Annotated in this window: 18 protein-coding genes and 1 pseudogene; 9 read left to right on the forward strand and 10 right to left on the reverse strand. The window is 67.8% G+C overall.

Features of this window, described 5'->3' with window-relative positions; all coding sequences use genetic code 11:
• The 8 genes and pseudogenes from FCN22_RS16770 to FCN22_RS16805 form a co-directional block, all read left to right on the forward strand.
• Positions 1-474: pseudogene (locus FCN22_RS16770) on the forward strand (hypothetical protein); the annotation flags it as partial.
• Positions 474-2,324: a type IV secretory system conjugative DNA transfer family protein gene (locus FCN22_RS16775; protein ID WP_137122715.1), complete on the forward strand. Its 1,851-nt coding sequence runs from the start codon at positions 474-476 to the stop codon at positions 2,322-2,324. The pseudogene FCN22_RS16770 and the gene FCN22_RS16775, both read left to right, overlap by 1 nt.
• On the forward strand, positions 2,321-2,788 hold the full coding sequence (locus FCN22_RS16780) for a hypothetical protein (RefSeq protein WP_137122716.1): 468 nt from the start codon (positions 2,321-2,323) through the stop codon (positions 2,786-2,788). Before FCN22_RS16775 ends, FCN22_RS16780 begins: the two co-directional genes overlap by 4 nt.
• A gap of 198 nt (positions 2,789-2,986) precedes the next feature.
• Complete coding sequence (locus FCN22_RS16785) at positions 2,987-3,340, forward strand: hypothetical protein (protein WP_137122717.1); 354 nt, start codon at positions 2,987-2,989, stop codon at positions 3,338-3,340.
• A 136-nt stretch (positions 3,341-3,476) separates the two neighbouring features.
• Positions 3,477-4,883 carry a toprim domain-containing protein gene (locus FCN22_RS16790; RefSeq protein ID WP_162308240.1) on the forward strand — a complete coding sequence of 469 codons (1,407 nt, stop codon included), beginning with the start codon at positions 3,477-3,479 and terminating at the stop codon, positions 4,881-4,883.
• A gap of 59 nt (positions 4,884-4,942) precedes the next feature.
• Positions 4,943-5,344, forward strand: coding sequence for a hypothetical protein (locus FCN22_RS16795; protein WP_137122719.1), 402 nt, complete (start codon positions 4,943-4,945; stop codon positions 5,342-5,344).
• Between the two features lie 314 nt (positions 5,345-5,658).
• On the forward strand, positions 5,659-6,672 hold the full coding sequence (locus FCN22_RS16800; protein ID WP_137122720.1) for a hypothetical protein: 1,014 nt from the start codon (positions 5,659-5,661) through the stop codon (positions 6,670-6,672).
• 422 nt (positions 6,673-7,094) lie between these two features.
• Positions 7,095-7,754 (forward strand): GntR family transcriptional regulator, encoded by a 660-nt coding sequence (locus tag FCN22_RS16805; protein WP_137122721.1) that lies wholly within the window; start codon positions 7,095-7,097, stop codon positions 7,752-7,754.
• On the opposite strand, the gene FCN22_RS16810 is transcribed toward FCN22_RS16805, so the two are convergent.
• The 8 genes from FCN22_RS16810 to FCN22_RS16845 form a co-directional block, all read right to left on the reverse strand.
• Positions 7,728-8,768 carry a D-2-hydroxyacid dehydrogenase gene (locus FCN22_RS16810; RefSeq protein ID WP_137122722.1) on the reverse strand — a complete coding sequence of 347 codons (1,041 nt, stop codon included), beginning with the start codon at positions 8,766-8,768 and terminating at the stop codon, positions 7,728-7,730. The two genes, FCN22_RS16805 and FCN22_RS16810, sit on opposite strands and share 27 nt — an antisense overlap.
• A gap of 41 nt (positions 8,769-8,809) precedes the next feature.
• Complete coding sequence (locus FCN22_RS16815) at positions 8,810-10,834, reverse strand: oxidoreductase (protein WP_137122723.1); 2,025 nt, start codon at positions 10,832-10,834, stop codon at positions 8,810-8,812.
• Positions 10,835-10,844: 10 nt separating this feature from the next.
• A complete protein-coding gene (locus FCN22_RS16820) occupies positions 10,845-11,687 on the reverse strand; it encodes an amino acid ABC transporter ATP-binding protein (protein WP_202911643.1) in 843 nt (280 codons plus the stop codon).
• Between the two features lie 3 nt (positions 11,688-11,690).
• The gene (locus tag FCN22_RS16825) at positions 11,691-12,626 is read right to left on the reverse strand and encodes an amino acid ABC transporter permease (protein ID WP_137122724.1); all 936 of its coding nucleotides are present in this window, start codon (positions 12,624-12,626) and stop codon (positions 11,691-11,693) included.
• 112 nt (positions 12,627-12,738) lie between these two features.
• Entirely contained in the window at positions 12,739-13,734 is a 996-nt protein-coding gene (locus tag FCN22_RS16830; RefSeq protein WP_137122725.1) for an ABC transporter substrate-binding protein, read from the reverse strand.
• 76 nt (positions 13,735-13,810) lie between these two features.
• Entirely contained in the window at positions 13,811-15,205 is a 1,395-nt protein-coding gene (locus FCN22_RS16835) for an NAD(P)/FAD-dependent oxidoreductase (protein WP_137122726.1), read from the reverse strand.
• Positions 15,206-15,213: 8 nt separating this feature from the next.
• Positions 15,214-15,885 (reverse strand): HAD-IA family hydrolase, encoded by a 672-nt coding sequence (locus tag FCN22_RS16840; protein WP_137122727.1) that lies wholly within the window; start codon positions 15,883-15,885, stop codon positions 15,214-15,216.
• Between the two features lie 144 nt (positions 15,886-16,029).
• Entirely contained in the window at positions 16,030-17,172 is a 1,143-nt protein-coding gene (locus tag FCN22_RS16845; protein WP_137122728.1) for a Zn-dependent alcohol dehydrogenase, read from the reverse strand.
• 45 nt (positions 17,173-17,217) lie between these two features.
• On the opposite strand from FCN22_RS16845, the gene FCN22_RS16850 reads away from it, so the two are divergent.
• Positions 17,218-18,630: an aldehyde dehydrogenase family protein gene (locus FCN22_RS16850; protein WP_137122729.1), complete on the forward strand. Its 1,413-nt coding sequence runs from the start codon at positions 17,218-17,220 to the stop codon at positions 18,628-18,630.
• 20 nt (positions 18,631-18,650) lie between these two features.
• On the opposite strand, the gene FCN22_RS16855 is transcribed toward FCN22_RS16850, so the two are convergent.
• Both FCN22_RS16855 and FCN22_RS16860 read right to left on the reverse strand, forming a co-directional pair.
• Positions 18,651-19,421, reverse strand: a complete 771-nt coding sequence (locus FCN22_RS16855) for a haloacid dehalogenase type II (RefSeq protein WP_137122730.1) — start codon at positions 19,419-19,421, stop codon at positions 18,651-18,653.
• Positions 19,421-21,394 carry an oxidoreductase gene (locus FCN22_RS16860; RefSeq protein ID WP_137122731.1) on the reverse strand — a complete coding sequence of 658 codons (1,974 nt, stop codon included), beginning with the start codon at positions 21,392-21,394 and terminating at the stop codon, positions 19,421-19,423. The genes FCN22_RS16855 and FCN22_RS16860 overlap by 1 nt, the downstream gene beginning before the upstream one ends.
• Positions 21,395-21,621 lie beyond the last annotated feature (227 nt).

Below are 21,621 nucleotides of genomic sequence, written 5' to 3' on the forward strand. Positions count from 1 at the left end.
CAATGCACGCAGTTCGCCGCCACCCAAATTCGGACGACCACCACTACGAGCCTGCAGCCCTGGTGCGGAAAAGAGCTGGGGCACACCGTGCTTCACGATCCCGAAGTGCGCTCTGCCTGCGGCAGTCCCAGGCCAATGGGTCGGGGCGCGAAGGAGGTGGAGGCCGAGTCGGTGGCGTTCATCGTCGCCGACTCCCACGGTCTGGCCACTGATGACTACACCTTCCCGTACGTGTCCGCCTGGGCCGGAGAGGAGGGGACGGAGGTCGTCAGAGCCGCCGCGTCGCGGGTGGCGGCCGCGGCGAAGGAGATCATCACCAAGAGCACCGTCCCCCACACCGCCGGCGGCCGCGCCGCGGATCTACAGCTCGCCAACCGCCCAGAACAGGAAGGGCTCTCGGCCTCGACGCATCGGAACCCGTCGCTGGAGCCTATGTCCACCGAACTCATCGGGCTTGGGCTCGGGTTGTCGTGATGGCCACGGGGAAGTCGAGCCCGGTCAGTGACACTTGGCTGCTCGCTGCGGTGCTGGGCGCGGGAGGGTTGGCCGTGGTGCTGTGGACCGGGGCCGCGGGCGCGGCGGTCCTGTCCGGGCACCCGGTGCCGCCGGTCGAGCTCTTCTCGGCGATCACGGCCCTCACGGCTCATCGCGCCGATCCGTCAGCGGCATGGGGCCAGCCGGTCGGTCCCACCTGGTTGTACTGGACAGTCACCGCCACCACGCTCACGCTGTCCCTCGGCGCGTCCGTGGTCCTGTGGCAGGTCGCGCGCCGACGCGAGACGGACCGCGCAGCCGACCCGCACCGGCTGAAGGGGGTGGCCTCGCGCCGGGAGGCGGCCGGGGTCGCCGGACGCCGATCACTCATGAAGCGAGCGTCCACGCTGCGCCCGTCCCTGAAACACCCGGACGTCGCCGCCCTGGGTCACCTGCTCGGGCGCTGCCGCGGCACCACCTGTTATGCCAGCGTGGAGGACTCGATGGTGCTGCTCGGCCCGCCCCGGTCGGGCAAGGGCCTGCACGTGGTGATCAACGCGATCCTGGACGCCCCCGGCGCCGTGGTCACCACGTCTACTCGCCCGGACAACCTGGTCGCGACACTGGACGCGCGGTCCAGGGTGGGGCCGGTGGCGGTGTTCGACCCGCAGCGGCTCGCACCCGGCATACCCTCGGCCACCCGGTGGTCCCCGATCCGGGGGTGTGAGAACCCGCAGACCGCGCTGGTGCGCGCCAAGGCCCTGACCGTCGGCGCCGCCAAGGGGACCACCGACGCCAGCTTCTGGCAGTCCAGCGCCGAGCAAGCCGTCCGCTGCCTGCTGCACGCCGCCGCGCTGGGCGGGCGGTCCACCGCAGACCTGTACCGGTGGTCGCTGTCGGCGACCCAGGCACGGGAGGCGGTGGTGATCCTGACCACCAACGCCCGCGCCGCGACCGCGTGGGACAAGGCCCTCGAGTCGATCGTGGCCGCGGACGTCAAGCAGCGTGACTCGGTCTGGGCCATGGTCGGCATCGCCTTCGCCGCCCTGGCCGACCCGAACGTGCTGGACGCCCTGTCCCCCGGACCGACCGAGCAGTTCGACCCCGAGGTGTTCCTGCGTGAGCGGGGCACCGTCTACCTGGTCGGCACCTCCACCGGCGCGGCCGCCACCGCCGGACTGGTCGGCGCGTTCGTCGAGGATGTCGCCGAAGCCGCCCGCCGCCTGGCCGCCGCCTCCCCCGGCGCCCGGGTCGACCCGCCGCTGTCGATGATCCTGGACGAGGCCGCCAACTACCCCCTGCCCTCGTTGCCGTCGCTGATGTCCGACGGCGGCGGCACCGGCATCGCCACCACGACCGTGCTGCAGTCCTTGGCCCAGGCACGTGCCGTGTGGGGAGACCACCAGGCCGGCGCGATCTGGGACGCGGCCATCGTCAAACTGGTCCTGGGCGGCGGGTCCAACGCCCGCGACCTGGACGACCTGTCCAAGCTGGTCGGCACCCGAACCGACCAGCAGCACACCCACCAGGTCGGCGCGGACGGCGCCCGCACCCGGTCCACCACGCCTTACCAGGTACCGGTGATGGAACCCTCCCGGCTACGGATGCTGCCGTTCGGCACCGGCATCCTGCTGCTGCGCGCCGCCAAACCCATCTTGCTGACCCTGTCGCCCTGGACCGCCAGATCCGATGCCGACGCCCTGCAACGCTGCCGCGACCGGCTCGAGGCGACCATCCAACACGCGCACGCCGCCCGCGCGAGCCAGGCACCCGGCATACCAAGCCAGTCCGGTACATCCACCGGTATGCCGGGGCCTACCGATCCCGCGAACCGGTCGCCCCTCTCGTGACTCGCCACAGCCAGGGCCACTCACCGAACGGTGCCGTGTCGGGGGCGGGGCCGGTGTACTGGCCCGACCTGCCGGCCGAGGTCGCCGAACAGGCCTGGACCGAACTGCGCGACTGGGTCGAGGACCTGATCGACCGGTTCGGGCTGGACGCCCGCACCGTCCCACCGTGCTGGTACCGCCACGACGGCATCGTCGCCGCCCTGGCCGCGCTACGCGACCACGAACGCGCCTGCTTCACCCCCACCGCCTCCCCCTCCGCGGGCGTGGACTGGTTCCGGGCACTGCGCGAGATCGAGGACCGCCTGACCGCGTGGGCGGCCCGCACCCAGTGCACCGCCAAGGAACACCGCGACGACCCCGCCCGTGGCTGGACCACCGACGAGAACGACTGGGCCGCCTTCGTGGCCGCCGACACCGGCTCCCGGCGCGAGGCCGCGATCCAGGACGGCCTGGCCGACTCCTGAGCCGGCCGGTGTCGTGTGCGGATGGTGTATCCGCTGGGCGGTAGCCGATGCAGAGGCCGGCATTCGGCCGGCCGGGTCAGTCAAAGGGGCATCATCATGACGCACACGACCAGCCGCGCGACCGATCAACAGTCTTCGACGCCGTCTCCGTCGCCGGAGCGAACGCTGGCAGCGATTACACCTGCGCACGCGGCGCCGATGACGACGCACGGACTGGAGTGGCTCGGCCCGATCGCGTTCACCCGTCGCAACGCCGGCCGCGGGGTCGACCGGGACTTCGGCGACCACTGGGGACGCCTCGGCGACCAGCGCCTGACCGTGCGCCACCAACTCGGCGCCGACCACGGCCTGCTCTACGTCTACGACCCCACCTGGCGCGAGTACGCCGTCCTGGCCGACGACGTCCCCCTGGACGCGGTCCACGACGCGACCGCCCACGCCGCGGACACCGACCCGCACATGCACGTCATCACCGTGACCGACCTCGTGAAGCAGCTCGCGCCGCAACACGACCCCGCACCGACCGGACCCAGAGCCGAGGTCGAGCTATGACCACCGACGACACCCACCGCCCCTACCAACCACAGCCCCGGTGGGACCTCGACCAGATCCGCGCCACCCACCCGATCGAGCAGGTCATCGCCGCCTCCGGCGTCGCCCTGCGCCCGCGGGGACGCGGATACGTCGGGTGCTGCCCCTTCCACGACGACACCATCCGTCGCTGTCCGTGGGCGGCGTGCCCGACCGGTTCCACTGCTTCGGCTGCGGCGCCACCGGCGACGTCATCGACTACATCTCCCGAATCACCGGTATGCCGTTCCTCGCCTCGGTCCGCGCGCTGCAGGACGGCAACCCGTTCCACGACCACTCCCCCGCACCGGCGCCGACCCCCACGCCGATGCACGCCAGACCGGTTCGGGTGCCGACGACCTCCCCAGAACGGGGCTACCAGATCAACCAGCTCGCTTGGGAGCACTTCACCAGCCCGGCCGCGGCAGCGCACGCCGAAGCGTGGCTGCGCCACCACCGCGGCATCGACCTCGAACCACTACGCCACGAAACTGGTGGGCGGCCGCTGGCCGGGTACGCCAGCCCCGGCCGGCACACCCTCACCGCCCACCTGCGCGACCTCGGCGTGACCGACACCGAGTTGATCGACCTCGACCTCGCCTACCAGCCCGCGCGCGGCAGGGAGCCGATCGACTCCTACCGTGGCCGGGTCACCCTGCCGATCGGTGACTCGGACGGGCGCATCCAGGGCTTTCTCGGCCGCGACACCACCGGGTACCCGGCAGCACCCAAGTACCGCGACCCCACCCGCACCCCGATCTTCGACAAGTCGGCCGTCCTCTACCGGCCGACCCACCACCGGCTGGCCGAGGTCGCGACCGTCGTGGTCGTCGAAGGCGCCCTGGACGCCCTGGCCATCGCCGCCACCGCAGCCCAAGCCGGCCAGTCCGGCCGGTTCGCGCCGGTCAGCGCCAGCGGCGTGACCGTCTCCCCCACCCAGGCCGACGCCGTCCTCGCGATGCACCACCAGCCGCCGGTCATCGCCCTCGACCCCGACCAGGCCGGACGCGAAGGAACCGCACGCTGGCTGCGGCTGCTGTCCATCACCGCAGCCCGGCCGGCCCTGGTCACCACCCTGCCAGCCGGGTCCGACCCCGCCGACTGGCTCCGCGCCCACGGCGCCACCGGCCTGGCGGCGTTCGACCGCACCCACCTCCTCCACGACTCGCCAGACCAGATGCATCCACACCTGCCTGGCCGCGAGCTCGTCCAGACACTCCTGGACGGCGGCGTCTCCGAGCCGGTCCCGGCGGTCCTCGCCACCCTCCTCCCCCTGGCCGCCCAGGTTCCCGACCACGCGAGAGACGCGCTGCTGACCGGAGCCGAGCGCGAGATGACCGCCCAGGGATGGAACCCGAACGACCAGTTCAGCCGCGCCCTGCGCCGAGCCCTGGACACCACCGCCCTGCAGCACGCCGACCGCTACTGGACCTCACGAAGCTCCGAACGCCCGGCGACAGGGCCCACCGACTTCACGCCGGCCGGGCCACCGCCCTCTCGGTCGGCCACGCCGTCACTGACCTGATGCCGGCCGGCCACGAACCCATGCCCTGCCGCGCCATCCAACGACATTGAAGGACCCCCGTGAACTCCCGCCCAGCCAATCCCTACGGCCGCTCGTACCCGGACAGCGAGGGGCTGCTCGAACAGGCGTGTGCCCACCTCGACAGGGCGGCCAGGCAGATCCGCGCCACAGCGGGCGATGACCCCTTCGCGCCCGCTCGGTCCCTGGGTGCCCAGCTCAGCCTGCTGTGCGGGGGCCTGTACCCCGGCATCCACGCCGTCCCCGACCCCGACGACTCCCTGGGCCCGCTCGAGCACCTGGACACAGCACTCGCGCTGCTGGACGCCATCCCGCTCCAGCAAGCACCACCCGACCTGATGGTCTGGACCTTGCGGCTGGCCCAGCTCCGATCCGCCGTCGACAGCACAGCCAGACCCACCGGCACGAGCGGCACGGACACGAACCGCTCCGGGCTGCCATGAGCACCACGACCGTCGGAGACCTGCTCGACCGCGCCGACCGTGAAGCCCGGGCCCTCAGGCACTTTGTCGATCCAGTCGTCCTGAGTTCGTGGACGTCCTTCGAGCACATTGCCCACCGCCTGCTGCGCGAACTCGTCGGCCCCCTGCGCACCACCGACCCAGACGGCGTACGCGCCCATGCCGCCCTCATCCAGCTCCTGGACGACTTCCCGCCGCCACCCATCCCGAAGCGGCAGACCAAGACGACACCGGTCACCGTCGAGCCGGCGCGCCCAGCGGACGCATCCAGCACCGACCCGTTCAACCAGCTGTCTGTGACCCTCGGCGTCCTCGCCGACCTGCTCTCCGGAGCCAGACGGCAAGACCTGGTCACCTGGACCGGCTCCGAGCTGGACCGGATGCTCGACGACGCCCAGACCGCCCCGGTCATCGCGTACCTCATGGCCATCACCACGATTGCCGGCAGACATGCCATGGCATGCCTTCCCCTGGAACACGTCGAGCGTCCCATGGGCGTCACCGGCTACGCCGAACACGCCCTCGACGCCCTCGCCATTCCTGACCGCGACAGCATGCTGTTCCGCCTCCCCAGCTTCGCCCCACCCAGCACGCCGGACACCGCGAACGAACGGCTCGAATCGGGCCTCCGCAACTGGGCCCAGGCCGCCCGCAGCGAACTGGCACGCACGATCCCCAGCACCGAAGTCCTGCGCAACATCACCAACCAAGCCGTCCACGTTTATGCCGCCACCGACCACCTCCTCGACATCACCCCGCCTTCGGAAGCCGCAGCGGCCGACGAGGTCGCTCCTGCCAGAGCCAGTCTGCGCGCCGCCGCCGTTGCCATGCAGCGCGCCGAACCGCTGTGGGCAGGCGTGACGACCGCCACCCGGCCCAGCCACGAATACGTCACGACAGCGACGACCCTGTACGAGATCCTCAACGAGATCCTCGCCGTTCCTTCAATGCAGCACGACCGCCGGCCGACGTCTGCGGGCCTGGACGTGCAGCAGGCTCTCACCGACCTGAGCTACATCCAGTCGGACCTCGCCGACCTGCTCCACGCCATCGCCGAGTTGCCCGACGTCCTCATCCGCTCTCAACTGCTCTACGCGCCCGCCCGCGTCCTGCCCTGCCACGTCGAACGCCTCCGGGCACGACAACTCGGCCAATGGGTGGCCCTTCTCGCAAGCGACGACATTCATCTCGGTCGAGAGGCGCTCGCAGGAGCACATGCAGCGACGACCGCCCACAGGGTATTGGGCCGGTCCCTCGCTCAGGGCGCCTACCCGAGTGACCACACCTCTTCCGAACTGGAACTCGCCTAGATTCCAGTGCTGAGACGCATGGCCCCAGCTCATGCCCCGGCGATCCGCGCCTCAGCACGCCGTCACGAGTTCTCACGCGACCCATACGACGCGCCAGAACGACCGCCTGCACAAGAGCCGGCATCGCCCGGGAAGCCAACTGGAGTGGGTTGCATTGACTGGCACGAACTCGATGATCTCACTTGCGTGAGCGAGATACGCGCAGGCGCCGAGCTCCTCCGGGGCGGACCGTCACCCAGGCGTGGTTGCGGGCCCTCCATGCCAGTTCTCAAGATTCGATTCGTATGCCTGTAGTGCTCGCTCGGCTAGGTAACCGAGCTGCAGATCACTCGCTGGGCTATATTTCCTTTGTCCCGCTGTCACTGTGCTCGCTGCGGGAAGGTCAGTGGACGAGCCAGTCAGACTAGAAGCCGAGGTGAGCTGTGAACGCGCTCGACCGGCTCTCGCCCAACCGAGCGAAGGGCACGGCCAGCCTCATCGCGGAACAACTCCGCGACCTCATTCTGGACGGGAGCCTCCAGCCGGGAGAGCAGGTCAATGAGGTACACGTCGCCGCGCGCCTAGAGGTGAGCCGCGGACCTGTGCGCGAGGCCATTCAACGCCTAGTGCAGGAGGGCCTACTCGACCAAGTCCACAACCGTGGAACATCGGTCGTGATGCTGGACTCCGAGGACATCGCGGACGTCTATCAGGGCAGGCTCGCCCTCGAACGTGAGGCCGCACGCCTCGTGTTCGAGCGCGACACCGACCAGCTCCTCGATGAGCTGGAGGCGATCCTGGTGCGGATGTCATGGGCGTTGGATCAGGGTGAGTGGGCGGACGTGACGCGCACCGACCTGGCGTTCCACCAGACGATCGTCGACTCGGTCGGAAGCAGGCGGATGAGCCGAATGTTCGCCACCCTGGCGGCCGAGACACTTCTGTGCCTCCAACGCTTTGAGCGGATCTATGACCGGCGGGAGCAGGTGATCGAGCAGCACCAGCGTCTGGCCGACCTGCTGCGTGCCGGTGATGCAGACGCCTTTCTCGGCGAGATAGACTGGCACCTGAGGAATTCAGTGATCCGGCTCGGGCGCGGCTGAACCGTCAGTCTGCTCCCGTAGCGGGTGGCCGACCCCATTATGACGCAGAGCCGACCAAGGTACGTAGCCGAGCCGTTTGTCGACCTGGTTGAGCAGCGGCAGTCCGCCGACAAAGCGTCCGAGGTTGTCCAGGAACAGCTCTTCCTGCGCCGCTCGCCAGCCGATGAAGTCGCCCGCCATGTGCGAGGTGATGATCGCATTGGGCAGACTCCAGAGCGGATGGCCCTGAGGCAGTGGCTCGGAGGCGAATACGTCGAGGGCAGCACCGGCGATCGCACCCGTCTGGAGAGCTGCGACGAGGGCAGGCTCGTCGACGATCTCGCCTCGGGCCACGTTGATTAGGCAGGCCGTCGGCTTCATTGCGTCCAAAACCCGTGAATCGATCATGCCGCGGGTCAACTCGGTGAGTGGCGCGGTGACGATAACGTGGTCGTAGTCCCCCACGCGCCGGGCAAGCTCCCCGGCGGTGAAGACCTCTCCGAAGGGCCCGTGCTCGTTCCTCTTCCCGGACCGTCCCACCGCGTCGACGAGCACCCCTACCTGGCGGAGCAGCGCGGCCGTGGCGGCCCCGATGGCGCCGGGCCCGATCACTAGGGCGGTCGATCCGGTGAGCCGCTGGCTCGGCTCGTGTCGCCACTGGCCCCGTTGTTGCCTTCGAAAACTGCCGGGAAGGCGTTTGGCAAAGGCGAGCATCGTTGCGAGCACGTATTCCGCGATCGCCTGGTCCAGCACCCCGGACGAGTTCGTCACGATGATGTCGGACTCCACGAGGTCCGGGGTCAACAGGTGGTCGACGCCCACGCTGTTGACGTGCACCCAAGACAGGCGGTCACCCGAGTCGGCGATGACTGCAGGGATCCAGGTGCCGGCAAAGTCACGTACCAACATCGCGGTCGCGGTCGGCAGGAGCTTCGTCAGTGTGTCCCGTGTGGCGAGATCGACCGAAATGCCCGGGAATCGAGCTGTGTTGGGCAGTACGTTTCCCCCCACGACGACGAGCCGTGACTCAGCCATCAAGGGAACTCAGCTTCAGCCTGCACCGCGACCGCCATCGATCAGAGGCTTTGGCACAGCCGCCGCGCGTCGAGGATCGCCCCGTGCACGCCACGGTGGGAGACGGCGTCGCCGATGCGGTAGAGGGCGAACTCGCCAGACGGGTTGGTGACCACGTGCTGGCGCCTCGCGGCGGCGAAGTCGTCCAGGTCGACCTCGCCGCGGTTGCGGGATGCGGGCCGCAGCGCGTGGTAGAGGTCGGCGAAGGGGATGGTGCCGCGCTCTACCACCACCCGGTCTACCTGGCGAAAGCTCGTCCGCCCGGTGTAGGTGTTGACCACCTCGGCCCGCAGGCGTCCGTCCTCGCGCACGACCGATCGCAGGGCGGAGTCGGGCACGACCGACACGTCCGCCGCGTGCAGGACACGACGGTAGTCGGGCATGAGCGTGGCCGCGACGTCGAGGCCAAGGCAGGGGTCCGGAGTGACCAGCTCCACGATCCCATGATGGGCGCATACGTATTCGGCCACCGTCAGGGCGTTCTCGCCCCCGTCATCGTCGAAGATCAGGACCCGTTCTCCGGCACGCACGGACCTTCCCATGGCCTCAGCCGAGGACACCACGAGGTCGCTGCCGGGGCCTTCGAGGTCGAGGAGCGGGAGGCCACCGGTGGCGGTGATCACGACGTCCGGCACAAGGGCGTGGACGTCATCGGCCTCGGCAAACATGTTGAGCCGCGCGGAGACTCCCCCGTGGTCGACCTCGGCAACCAACCAGTCGACGATGCCGAGCTTCTCGGACTGGCGACGGGCTCGGATGAGCGTGGCGAGCTGACCACCCCATCGGTCGGAGGCCTCCAGCAGCGTCACCTCGTGACCGCGCTCCGCACAGACCCGGGCCGCCTCCAGGCCACCCACGCCCCCACCGACCACTACGACGCGACGGCGTTCCGACGTGCTGGTCGTGACCTGCGACAGGACAGTTTCGCGCCCGGTCGCCGGATTATGCAGGCAGAAGGTTCCGGCTTGGCCGAGGCAGTAACTGGCGCCGACACAGGGCCGTATCCTACTTTCCTCGCCGCGGAGGACCTTGGCTACGATCTCTGGATCGGCCATGTGCGCCCTGACCATGCCGACCATGTCGACGCTGCCACTGGTCAAGGCGTGGCGCGCCGTCGCCACATCCGCGATCCGGCCTGCATGGAACACCGGCACCGGCACAGCCGCGCGCAGATGCTTGGCCATCTCCAGATGTGCGCCGAGGCCGTTCCCGAACCCCGGCATGACGTTGGACAGTTCTTGAGGCGACTCCCCACCGCCGTAGACCACGGACAGGTAGTCGACCACGCCCCAGTCGCAGACCGCTGCGGCTATCTCGCGACACAACTCGGCGTCGAGACCGCCGGCCGCCGCCTCGTCACCGGGCATCCGCAGCCCCACGACGAAGTCAGGGCCGACGCACCGGCGGACCTCCTCCAGCACCATCCGTCCGAATCGCAGGCGGTTCTCCAGCGACCCGCCGAACTCATCAGTCCGGTGGTTGGTCCGGGGTGCCCAGAATTGGTCGATGAGGTGACCGGCCAGCGCGGCCACCTCCACACCGTCCAGTCCGCCCTCCCGAGCCAGAGCGGCCGCTCGCCCGTAGGCGGCGACCACTCTGGTGATGTCGAAGTCCTCCACCTCCTTGGGGTAACTGCGGTGTGCGTGCTCGCGGACCGCAGAGGGCGCGATCGTGGGCAGCCAGTGCGAGGTGTCGGACTTGGAGCGCCGACCCAGGTGGGTGATCTGCACCATGACCGCGGCGTCATGGCGGTGGATTCGGCGAGCGAGCTCGCCGTAGAAGCCGAGGATTTCGGGTCCGCCGGCGTAAAAGTTCGAGAACACGTCGGCTGAGTCGATGGCGACGTTGCTCGATCCGCCGACAATCGTCAGCGCGGCACCGCCCTTGACCTTCTCCTCGTGGTACGCGACGTACCGCTCGGCCGGCACCCCGTCGTTCAGGTAACCGGTGGGAGCGTGGGCCGGGCTGTAGATTCGGTTGCGCAGGTGCAACCCCGCCACTTCCAGCGGTTCCAGAATCGCGTCCATGATGTGTTGGTCACCTCGATGTGTGGGTCGGATCCGGCTCGGTGTACGCGGGTGCCCGGCTGACGCTCCCCAGGAAGTCCTGGGTCCGTCTCTGGCGTGGAGCGTCGATCACCTGCGACGGCGGGCCGTATTCGACCACGACGCCGCCATCCATGAAGGCGACCTTGTCCGCGACGTTGCGCGCGAAGTTCATCTCGTGGGTAACGACTACCATGGTCATGCCCTCGTTGGCGAGGCGCCGCATGACGTCCAGCACCTCGTTGACCAACTCTGGGTCCAGGGCCGACGTCGGTTCGTCGAACAGCATGAGGTCGGGCTGCATCGCCAGCGCTCGGGCGATCGCCACCCGCTGTTGCTGTCCCCCGGACAGTTGTTTCGGGTAGGCGTGGGTCTTGTCCGAGAGGCCGACCTCCTCAAGCGCGGCGTGCGCCCGGGCCTCGACCTCGGCGCGCTTCTGCCTCAGCACCCTGATCGGCGCCTCCATGACGTTGCCGAGGACGGTCATGTGCGGGAAGAGGTTGAACTGTTGGAAGACCATGCCGATCTTCGTGCGCTGCAGTGCGATCTCGTTAGGTCGCAGCTCGTGCAGCTTTTCGCCCCGGTAGCGATAGCCGATGATCTCGTCGCGGACGGTGACATAGCCACCGTCGGGGCGCTCCAGGTGGTTGATGCACCGCAGCATGGTGCTCTTGCCCGAGCCGGAGGGGCCGAGCACGCACAAGACTTCTCCTTGCGTCACTTCCAGATCAACGCCCTTGAGGACTTCGAGCAGTCCGAAGTGCTTATGCAGATTGACTACCCTCACGAGTGGAGTCACCGGCGGCTGGTTCGTGGCTCGGCTGTCATCGGACATGTTTCAACTCACCCCGTCCCCGGCTTGGCGCGCACGTGCTCGCAGCGCAGCCAGCAGATTCGCCGCCATTGACGGTCCAGTGTTGAGATTGGTTCCGCGGCCGTAGTGGCGCTCGATGTAGTGCTGGGCCACCGATAGCACTGAGGTCACGAGCAGGTACCAGATGCAGGCCACCATCAGCAGGGGGATGGTCTGGAAGTTCTGCTGGTAGATCAGTTGCGCCGAGTACAGCAGTTCGGGCAGCGCGATGACGCTGACCAGTGAAGTGAATTTCAGCATGCCGATGACCTGGTTGCCGACCGGTGGGACGATGACTCTAAGGGATTGTGGCCACACCACTCTGCGGAAGAGCAGGGATTCGCGCATGCCCAGCGCCAAGGCCGCCGACCGCTGACCTTGGTCGACCGACAGAAGCCCGGCGCGAATGATCTCGCACATGTATGCGGCTTCGTTCAGTCCCAGTCCCAAGATTGCTGCCAGCCAGACGGTGAGGATTTCGTTGGTGGTGAAACCAGCGAATTCCGGCCCGAAGGGGATCCCCACTGATAGGCGGGGGTACAGGGCCGAGAGGTTGTACCAGAAGATGAGCTGTACCAGCAGAGGCGTGCCGCGGAAGAACCAGATGTACAACCCCGCAGTGGTCCTGGCGACGGGGTTCTCGGACATCCGCATCACGGCGAGGATGGTCCCCAGAACAACGCCGATGATCATGGCCACCGCCGTGAGGAACAGCGTCCTCTTCAACCCTCCCAGGATCTGACTGCTGAAGAAGTAGTGACCGACCTGAGACCAGCCGAACCGCTGATTTGTCACCAGTGCATTCGCCATCATCGCGGCCAGCACCAGCAGGACGGCAGCCGTGATCCACCTCGTGGGGTGGGACAGCTTCACGACCGACGCGTCGCGCGCCGCCGGCAACGTGGTTGTCGTCGTACTCATGAGCTACTCCGTTCGACCGGTGGAGATGAGTCGCACCCGTGGTCCAGGCGTATACGATCGGCCACGGTGTGGCGAACCGTCACCCGTGTGACGTGCGGGCGCAGACCTGCGTTCACGGGTATAGCTTGGACTCGGGAATGAGGCCCGTACCGCCGTTCCACTTGTTCATGATGGCCTTCATGGTGCCGTTCTTGATGAGTTTGTTCATTCCAGCGTGGAGCGCCTTGGCCAACTGCTGGCCCTCCGGTGTACGGGTGATCGCGATCCCGGTGATATTGCCGTCGGAGCGCTTGAACGACCCCTGCAGCTCAAACTGATCCGGGTGCTGCTGAGTCACGTAAGTTAGTGTGCTGGTCGAGCCCACGTTGATCTCTGCGCGCGAGCTCTGGACGGCTAGATTGGCCGCGGACTGGTCGTTGTACTGCTGGATAGTGATCGGCTTGACGCCGGATTGCTTGCACTCCTTGTTGGCCTGCCGCACGGCGCCCGCCTCGACGGAGCCCGACAGGACCGCCACGGTGTGGCCGCACATGTCCGACGTCTTTTGGATGTCGAGGCCGCCGCCCTTCTTGACCATGAACGAGTCCGAGGAGTCTGCCTCGGACACGAAGATGACCACCTTCTTGCGCTCTGGGTTGATGGCGATTTGCCCCATGGCGATGTCGAAGCGCTTTGCCTGTAGGCCGGGGATGATGCTGTCGAAGGGGACGATCTTGATCCGGAACTCCATGCCGAGGACGTCGCCCAATTGCTTGGCGATGGCTGGCTCCCATCCAGTGGGTGCACCTCCCCCCTCTGGGACGATGACGGCGGTCGGGTAGTTCTCTGACGCCACCGTGAGGTAGCCCTGTTTGCGCAACGACGCGGGCACGAGCGCTGCGATCTTGGGGTCCTTGGTGTTGTTGGGGATCTCACCTCCCTTGCCCGTGCCCGTGGTGATGCCCCCTCCCGTCGCGCTCGGTGCGGCCTCCGGAGTGCTCGAGCTTCCGCAGGCCGAGACTCCGGCCCCGATGAGTGCAGCGGAGCAAGTCAACGAGATCGCCCAGCCCCTGCGCCGGGACGTGGGCCGATCGCGCAGCAGGAGAAATGCCATGCCGGTGTGCTTCATGACGAACCTTTCATCCACGAATGAACTGCCGGAGCCCGCCGATGCGGGTTTGGTGGGCGGCCACTGAGCACGGTGCTCAGGGCCGCTTGCTGATCAAGTCGGCCACGTGGGCGAGGCGTGACTCCTGCCCAGAGGCCTTGGACTCCTTGTGATCCGCATGCCGGTATGCCGCGTACATGGATCGGACCCCGATCCAGCGAGCCGGCTCAACCTCCCATCTGCGTGAGGTGTGCCCCACCCAGGGCAACGATGTCAGTTCCGTTTGTCGCCGCAGCACCAAGTCCCGGAGGGTCCGGCCGGCGAGGTTCGTGGTGGTGACTCCCTGACCGACGTAACCCCCGGCCCAGCCAAGCCCCGTCTTCACGTCGAAGACAGCGCTCGAGCACCAGTCACGTGGCACGCCGAGGACCCCGCACCAGGCGTGCTGGATCCGCGCCTCGCGCGTCACCGGAAACCGGCGGTGCAGGACCTGCGCCAGCTCGTCGATGGCCTTGGACTGGGTCCGCCCGGCGATGTCGGTGTGCGAATGGAAGCGGTAGGGGATGCCGCGCCCGCCCAAGGCGATCCTGCCGTCCGCGGTCCGCTGGGCATACATGTGAGAATAGGCGGTGTCACCCAGCGTCTCGGCCCCCGCCCAACCGATCTCATCCCACATGGCATCCGTGAGCTGCTCGGTCACGATCATCGAGCTGTTCATCGGCAGCCAGGTGCGGCCCTGTCCGGCCAACGACGCAGTGAAACCCTCGGTCGCGCGCAGGATCACGGGCGCACGCACCACGCCTCGGTTTGTCTGGACGACGCCTTGGCCGATGCGGGACGCCGCCGTGCCTTCATAGATCGCGACGCCACGTCGCTCCACGACGTCGGCGAGTTGCCGCACCAACTTGGCCGGCTGGATGCGGGCGCAGTGCGGAGTGAAGCTGGCGGCCACGGCGTCACCGGTCCGGATGCGGGCAGACAGCTCCTCGGTTTCGAGCATCCGGGCGTCCTCGACACCCCAGTGATGGTCGTCCGCCACCCGTTCTCGCAGGCGGGAGACCTGACCGGGCGTAGACGCGATCCGTACCGTGCCCGACTTGAGGATGTCGGCGCTGATCCCCTCCGTGTCAGCGACACGGATCAATTCGTCGACGGACTCACTCATGACCCGCTGCTGACGCCGGACCGCTTCCTGGCCGTAGAGGCGGGCGAACCGCTCGCGCGAACCGGCGAGCAGGCCGGAGGCCCATCCACCGTTTCGGCCGGAAGCGCCGAAACCGGCGAACTCCCGTTCGACGACGACGATGTCGAGGCTAGGGTCCGCCTGCTTCAAGTAGTAGGCCGTCCACAACCCCGTGAATCCCCCGCCGACGATACAGATATCCGCGGACCGGTCGCCCGCCAACGGCGGCCGGTAGGCAGGCAGCCCCCCGATGGCCTCGTACCAGAATGAGACCCGTCCGTTCGCTCCCACCTTCTCCGTGATCGTCATCGCAGTAGTCATACGCCAAGGAGCTGCGGTAGGGACGAGAGGTCGGGGATCTCGTCGTAAGGCGCGTAGTAGTCGCTGCCGGTGAAACCGTAGCGATTGACCCAGACGCGTCGGGCCAGCCCGAAGTCCTTGGTGGGCATGATGTCGTAGTCCCAACCCTGGGCGACGTGGGTGATCTGATCACGCGTCTGGGGCAGCACCTCGAAGAGCTTGTCGAATGCCTCTGGGCGAGGCTTGTAGGCCTTCGCCTGTTCGGCGGTCACCACGTAGTCGAACGGGACGCCGATCTCCGCTAAGCCGTAGGGGATGAGGTCATCGTCGCTGTTGGTAATGATGGCCAGCTGGTAGCGCTCTCGCAGCCGCTCGAGTGCGGCCGGGACCTCGGGGAAGACCTCGAACCTTCTCGCCGCGTCGATCAGTCGGTCGGCATCGTCATCGTTGCTTGGGATCCCGTGCAGGAGCATGCAACTCTCCAGCGTTTCGGCAAGGATGTCCTGGTACCGCCGGTAGGGCTGCACCACACCCTGGAACCGCATCACCCGAAGGTTGTCCAGGAACTCGTCGGCCTCGACACCGACGGCCTCCAGCCGTTCCTGGACGATCGGCAGCGTGGCGCGGTTCAGGTCGAAGTCGATCAAGGTCCGATAGCAGTCGAACGTGACGACCGGAGGGAGGCTCATGGTCGGGTTTCCTTCTCTCGACGGGGCGAGCGGCTCGAGGTGACGGCGGTAACGACGTCGTCCTTCATGAAGGCTGTCGAACCGGTCATTTGAACCGGAATCCAGCAAGTGTCGACAGTTGACAGCAAGTGGTCAACCGGATGTTCACATGCTGGACGCTCGCGCAAGGCCGTGATCGAACTCCACCACCGTTCTGGCTCCTCGGTGAGCCCTCATAGCATCGAATCCCGAGTTGATCTCTTCCAGCGGAATGCGCTCGGTGACCATGAGGTCGAGGTTGATGACCCCTCGCGCATAGAGATCCAGGATCCGGGGGAAATCGACCACCGGCCGGGCGGATCCGTAGTTCGACCCGCGGATGACGCGTTCCTGGTCGGAGATGAGCAAGGGATCGATCGGGACCGTCACACCCGCCGGTACCTGACCGACGAGCACGGCGGTGCCGCCCTTGCCCAGACTCCGTATCGCGACGTCGGTGGTGGCGGGCGCTCCGATGGCCTCGAAGGCGTAGTCGAAACCGCCGCCGGCGCCGAGCTCGGTCAGCCGCCCCTGCAGGTTCGCGTCGGCCCCGTCGAGCGCGTGCGTGGCTCCGAGCGTCGTGGCCAGCTGCCGCTTTTCCGGATCAAGGTCCACGGCGACGATGGTGGCGGCCCTGGCCAGCGCGGCTCCCTGCACGACGCTGAGTCCCACCCCACCGCAGCCGAGCACCAGTACACTCGCACCCGGCTCCACCTTCGCGGTGTTGATGACCGCCCCGATCCCTGTGGTGACGGCACAGCCGACCAGGCTCGCCAGGTCCAACGGCACGTCACGCCGAATCGCGATCGCCGCGCTTTCCTGCACCATCACGAAGCGACCGAACGTCCCGAGCGCGATGTAGCTGTGGACCGGGACGCCACCCTGGCGCAGCCGCGTGGTCCCGTCGGGCATCACGTGCCGAGACGCCTTGGCCTTGGCTTCGTCGCACAGCGACGGGCGGCCACTCGCACAGAAGCGACACACCCCACAGGACGGCGTCCAGCAGAGAATGACGTGGTCGCCCTCCCGCAGGCGGCGCACACCCGCGCCGACCGCCCGCACCACACCGGCGCCCTCATGCCCGAGGACCAGGGGGGTGGGAGCCGGCCAGTCGCCGCGCAGGACGTGCAGGTCGCTGAAGCAGAGCCCGCTCGCGGCCAACTCCACCAGAACCTCACCGGGGGGCGGGCCATCCGGCAGATCCACCTGCTCGATCTGTAGCGGCTCGTCGACACCGCGGAACACTGCCGCCGGGAATGAGAGGGTCATCTGCGGGTCCTCCATTGCAGGATCGTCCAACTGTAGACTGTCGACATGCGCTCAGCAATCTACCTGGATGGATCGTGGCAACGGCCGGAATCGCCTGACGCGATTCCGGTGTTCGACCCGTACACCGAGGCATCGATAGGCTCCGTCCCCGAGTGCACACCGGCCGAGGTGGGCCGTGCCGTGGCGGCCTCGCGAAGAGCCTTCGCGTCCTGGAGTCGAACACCGCTGAAGGAGCGTCTCGACCACCTGGACGCGATCGCCCAAGGACTGCGAGAGCGGGCCGAGGAGATGGCTCGGACGATCAGCGAGGAGCTGGGAGCACCGATCGTCGACTCCCGCGCCTCTCAGGTCGGGTTGTCGCTCACGGGTTTCGACGGGGTGGTTTCGGTCGCGCGTGGCTACGCGTTCGAGGAGGAGATCGGCACCAGCCTGGTCATCCGTGAACCCATGGGCGTGGCGGCGTGCATCACGCCCTGGAACTACCCGCTGCACCAGATCACGCTCAAGGTGGCCTCAGCCCTGGCTGCCGGGTGCACCGTTGTGCTCAAACCGAGCGAGGTGACACCGTTCAACGCGCTGCTGCTCACCGAGATCATCGACCGAGCCGGTCTCCCGCCAGGCGTCTTCAACCTCGTGTCCGGATCGGGGGCCGGTGTCGGCGAGGCCTTGGTTAGCCATCCCGACGTGGACCTGGTCAGCTTCACCGGCTCGACCCGCGCCGGGATGCGGATCAGCGAGCTGGCGGCCCCCCAGATCAAACGGCTTTGCCTGGAGCTGGGCGGCAAGTCGGCCGCGATCGTGCTGGATGACGCGGATCTCGAGATTGTGGTCCCACAGGTGCTCGAGCGCTGCCTGACCAACGCCGGCCAGAATTGCGCCGCGCTCTCCCGGCTGCTGGTGCCCGCATCTGCCGTCGAGCGGGCCGCGAACGTGGCCGCCGAAGCAGCGGGGGCCTACACGATTGGAGATCCCCGCGACGAGTCGGTTCGGCTGGGCCCGGTCGTCTCGAGCACACAGTGGGACCGGGTGCGCGGATACGTCCGCGCGGGCATGGACAGTGGTGCACGCCTGGTGTGCGGTGGGATCGAGCGTCCCGCCGCACTCTCCCACGGCTACTTCGTGCCGCCCACCGTCTTCAGTGAGGTCCGTCCGGAGATGTCGATCTTCCGCGAGGAGATCTTCGGACCGGTCCTCGGCATCACCGGCTACGAGTCGGAGGACGAGGCTGTGGCGCTGGCCAACGACTCCGACTATGGGCTGTCTGGTGCCGTCTGGAGTGCCGACCGCGACCGTGCCGTCGGCGTGGCCCGGAATCTGCGGACCGGCCAGGTCACCGTGAATGGAGGCGCCTACAACTTCCTGGCGCCGTTCGGCGGCTACAAGCGGTCGGGCCTCGGACGCGAGTCCGGACGCTACGGCCTGGAGGAGTTCCTGCAGGTCAAGTCCCTGCAGCTCTGACACGCCGAATCCACTGGGCCTCACATGCTTTGGTCGGTGTCTCCGACTGCGGCATCGGCGAAGGAGCTCAGGTCGGGGAAGATCCAGTCCACCGTGACGTGCTGGCTTGGGGGTGGTGTGGCGCCCCACCCTGCCCGGCCATGGCGGCGATTGATCCAGACGGAGGGCAATCCGGCGCGGTGAGCGGGGACGTGGTCGTGGAAGAGGCTCTGCGCGACGTGCAGGAGTCTCCCCTCGTGGATGCCACGCGACCGCGCAAAGGCCTGGAGCCGGTCGAAGTTGGCTGGATTCGGCTTGTAGCTCCCGACGTCCTCCGCCGTGATCAGGCCCTCGAATTCCACGCCCAGGTGCACGAGGCTGCGGGCCAGGCTGGCCCGGTCGACGTTGGAGAGTACGACGAGCTGGTACCTCGTGCGCAATCGCTCCAGTGCCTGACGTGAATCGGGAAAGGCCGGCCAGTCGCCGACGGAGTCGCCGAGTCGCTCCGCCCAGCTGTCCGCGACCTCGACCTCAAGGGACTGCCCCATCGCCCTGAAGCTCCGGGCGAGGATATCGGGATAGAGGGCCCGGGGTTGTTCGCGCTCGGCCCGCGCCTCCTGCGTGGCATAAAGGGTCAACAGCTCCTCAACTGTGAGCGACAGATCAACAGCGTCCGCCCACGCGGCCAGGACGCGGCCGATGCCCAGCTCCCAGTCGATCAGCGTCCCATAGCAGTCGAAGCTCAACGCATCGAACCGGGAGCGTTCCTCTGGGCCGAAGGAGGGTGGTGACGAGGTCTCGCGGTGCGACATCACAGGCTTGCCCCCGCCATCGCGCCCTCCCTGACGGCGTCGCGCAGCGTTCTCGGCGCCACGCAGTCACCGATGGCCTGCACCTGCGCGACCGAAGCGCGGTGCCGCAGCCGACGGGCCAGGTCGCTGTTGGCTCGATAAAAGCCGACGAAGACCACGTGGTCGGCGGACAGGGTCGTCTCGGCGTCGGACCACACGTTCGAAAAGGTCGCTCTCTGGCGATCGAGGCCTAACAGCCGGACGTCCGTGAGCATCTCGACCCCCAGGAGCTCCTGCTGGGTCCTGATGAACGGCAGCTGTGTGGGATCCAGGTCCTGGCAGGGAGCCTGCAACGGCGTGGCCAGCGTCACGTGCGCGCCCTTCCGCGCGACCGCTAGCGAGATCGAGCCGCCGCGGATCCCGCCCTCACGGTCATAGACCACCACCCTGCTCCCCGGCTCGACCGGCACCTCCCCCCGCAACACCTGCACGTCGGTGCTGACCACGACACCCGCCGTGTCGCAGAGATCCGGTACGACGCTGGAGGCCCCGGTTGCGATGATCACGTGATCAGGCTGGAGCGACTGGAGCGACTCAGAGTCCACCCTGGTGTCCAGGCGCACCTCGACTCCCTGCCGCTTGATCTGCCGCGTCAGCCAAGCGACATGTTCGCCTAGCCGCGGGCGGTCCTCTGCTAGGGCAGCCACCGCGATCTGGCCGCCCAATCGGTCCGCGGCCTCCAGCACGGTCACCGCGTGGCCCCGGAGTGATGCCACTCGGGCCGCCTCCAAGCCTGCCGGACCCCCGCCGACGACCAGGACTCGCCGTTGGTTCGGCCCATCACCCTCCTCGGCTGCCGCGAGGGCGGGATGCCCAACCGCTGCGTTGACGGCACACAGCACCCGCCTGCCCTGGTAGCTCCTGCCGATGCAGGCATCGTTGATCGAGATGCACGGTCGGATCCGGTCCACTTCACCGGCTCGGGCGAGCCTTGGCAGATCCGGGTCGGCGATCGTGGCCCGGGTCATGGCGACCAAGTCGCAGTCGCCATCACGCAGGGCGTCCTCCGCCTGAGCCGGGACAAGGATCCGGCCTGCGCTCAGGACCGGGACGCTCAATCGCTCCTTCATGGCCTTGGCCAGCGGGAGATAGCAACCAGGAGCGAAGGTCGCCGGCGGCACGACGGCCGCTTGACTCTTCAGGGTCGCACCCGTCCCGCCACTGATGTTGAACACGTCGATCATTCCCAGCGAGTCATGGTGCTCAGCGATCCGCAAGAGGTCCGGGGCAGCGAGTCCGAGCTCGTCCGACAGTGCATCGCCGGTCATCCGGAAGGCGACGACCGCGTCCCTGGGCAGGGCAGCGCGCACCGCGCGAACCACCTCGACACCGAAGCGCATCCGGCCCTCAAAGGACTGGCCATAGGCGTCCGGCCGGGTGTTGATCGTGGGGCTCCAGAACTGCTCGATCAGCTGCCCACCGAAGGAGGTGATTTCGACGCCGTCCCAGCCGCACCGAGCCAACCGCTTCGCGGCATCCGCGAAGGAATCGATGATCCGGGTGATCTCGTCCGGCTCCAGCTCGTGCGGCGTTTCACGATGAGTTGGCTCGGGGTCCTCGGAGGGCGCCAACAGTGGTCGCTCAGTGGATGCCGAGGTGCCCCTCCTGCCCACGTGGTTGACCTGGGAGATCGCCAGCGCGCCATGAGCCTTGATTCCGTTGGCCAACTCGGTCAGCAACGGCTCGTTCTCTGGATCCCAGAGACTGACCCTGCCGGGGATGGACCCGGCCGCTGCATCAACATTGGCCGCGCCGAAGCACATCACGATTCCAGCGCCCCCCTCGGCGCGGCGAATCAGATAGTCGACGTACTCCTGGTTGAGCCGGCCATTGTCGTCCCAGTTGAGGTTGTGTGCGGTGACTGCAATGCGATTCTTGACGCTGCGGCTTCCTATCCGGATGGGGCTGAAGAGGCGGTGAAACGGCTGGGTCATGCGCCAAGTCCTCCTGTCGAGCCTTCGCTCAGAGTGTCAACAGTTGACAACGACCACGTTCTCGGACCGTCGTCAATCCCACAAGTGGGGGTCCACCTGCTGGTCAATGTGGACGCTGTTCAGGACAAGGCATCCAGGCGCGCGACTTCGCGGGGCCACAGCTTCTCCGGGCCAACTGTCTAGCCGTTGCGCGGGCTTCCCTCGTCAGCACTATGCCCGTGCTTGCA

The organism is Segeticoccus rhizosphaerae (genome assembly GCF_005222685.1).
In the GTDB taxonomy this organism is placed as follows: domain Bacteria; phylum Actinomycetota; class Actinomycetes; order Actinomycetales; family Dermatophilaceae; genus Segeticoccus; species Segeticoccus rhizosphaerae.

Bases quoted from the DNA above. Each gene is read 5' to 3' on its own strand.
- FCN22_RS16840 (WP_137122727.1), bottom strand. From the start codon at position 15,885: ATGAGCCTCCCTCCGGTCGTCACGTTCGACTGCTATCGGACCTTGATC.
- FCN22_RS16845 (WP_137122728.1), bottom strand. From the start codon at position 17,172: ATGACCCTCTCATTCCCGGCGGCAGTGTTCCGCGGTGTCGACGAGCCG.
- FCN22_RS16815 (WP_137122723.1), bottom strand. From the start codon at position 10,834: ATGGACGCGATTCTGGAACCGCTGGAAGTGGCGGGGTTGCACCTGCGC.
- FCN22_RS16855 (WP_137122730.1), bottom strand. From the start codon at position 19,421: ATGTCGCACCGCGAGACCTCGTCACCACCCTCCTTCGGCCCAGAGGAA.
- FCN22_RS16810 (WP_137122722.1), bottom strand. From the start codon at position 8,768: ATGGCTGAGTCACGGCTCGTCGTCGTGGGGGGAAACGTACTGCCCAAC.
- FCN22_RS16860 (WP_137122731.1), bottom strand. From the start codon at position 21,394: ATGACCCAGCCGTTTCACCGCCTCTTCAGCCCCATCCGGATAGGAAGC.
- FCN22_RS16830 (WP_137122725.1), bottom strand. From the start codon at position 13,734: ATGAAGCACACCGGCATGGCATTTCTCCTGCTGCGCGATCGGCCCACG.
- FCN22_RS16775 (WP_137122715.1), top strand. From the start codon at position 474: ATGGCCACGGGGAAGTCGAGCCCGGTCAGTGACACTTGGCTGCTCGCT.
- FCN22_RS16820 (WP_202911643.1), bottom strand. From the start codon at position 11,687: ATGTCCGATGACAGCCGAGCCACGAACCAGCCGCCGGTGACTCCACTC.
- FCN22_RS16850 (WP_137122729.1), top strand. From the start codon at position 17,218: ATGCGCTCAGCAATCTACCTGGATGGATCGTGGCAACGGCCGGAATCG.
- FCN22_RS16825 (WP_137122724.1), bottom strand. From the start codon at position 12,626: ATGAGTACGACGACAACCACGTTGCCGGCGGCGCGCGACGCGTCGGTC.
- FCN22_RS16835 (WP_137122726.1), bottom strand. From the start codon at position 15,205: ATGACGATCACGGAGAAGGTGGGAGCGAACGGACGGGTCTCATTCTGG.
- FCN22_RS16785 (WP_137122717.1), top strand. From the start codon at position 2,987: ATGACGACGCACGGACTGGAGTGGCTCGGCCCGATCGCGTTCACCCGT.